Here is a 397-nt window from a genome sequence, read left to right as displayed (position 1 = left end):
ACAGTTGGTCTGATATGACCAGTCGCTGCGTTTTTTATGGAAAGTTGGGATTCCATGACCAATCTTGCGATAGTTGCTCCAAGCCTTCTGGTAGTTCTGAATCGCATTGGCAAGGGCAAGGCTATCAATTTCTTTAACACGCAAAAAGTTATAAGTATCGCGGATATTCTTAGGCTTAGCCAATAGTTCGCTATTGGCGACTACTTCTTCTGCTAGCTTAGTCTCATAATTATTAAGAATAGAAAAGGCAAAGGGCATTGCTTGATATTGTCTAACAGCTAAGTAGTGCTTAGCATGATAATTGCTTCGATTACGTCCTACATAAGAGTTGTAGACAAAGCGTTGCGCATCATAGTTCAACTTAATGATTTTCTTTTGCTTAGAACTAGGATAAAAG

Annotated in this window: 1 pseudogene; it reads right to left on the bottom strand. The window is 39.0% G+C overall.

The window, feature by feature from the left end:
- Nucleotides 1-397: pseudogene (locus tag JEM49_RS09235) on the bottom strand (helix-turn-helix domain-containing protein); the annotation flags it as partial.

It is taken from the genome of Lactobacillus sp. A27 (assembly GCF_016742815.1).
Taxonomy (GTDB): Bacteria; Bacillota; Bacilli; order Lactobacillales; family Lactobacillaceae; genus Lactobacillus; species Lactobacillus gallinarum.
The sequence above is the reverse complement of the archived record's forward strand: the minus strand, read 5'-3'. Positions and strand labels throughout refer to the sequence as shown.